General features: G+C 68.5%; 1 protein-coding gene. It reads left to right on the forward strand.

The features are described 5' to 3' along the window. Positions 1–238: beta-ketoacyl synthase N-terminal-like domain-containing protein (locus MXD59_RS26165; protein WP_283097530.1), on the forward strand; the 238-nt coding region annotated here is incomplete at both ends.

Consider the following 238-nt stretch of genomic DNA (forward strand, 5'->3'; position numbering starts at 1 on the left):
CTGGGAAGCCCTCGAACACGCCCACCTCGACCCCGACACCCTCCGCGGCACCCCCACCGGCGTCTTCAGCGGCCTGACGGCGATGGATTACGGGCCTCGGCTGTACGAGGGCAGCGGGCAGACCGGCGGTTATGTGCTGACCGGCAGTGCGAGCAGTGTGGCGTCGGGCCGGGTGTCCTATGTCTTTGGTTTCGAAGGTCCGGCGGTCACCGTCGACACCGCCTGCTCCTCATCCCTG

Source organism: Frankia umida (genome assembly GCF_023242945.1).
Lineage (GTDB): Bacteria > Actinomycetota > Actinomycetes > Frankiales > Frankiaceae > Frankia > Frankia umida.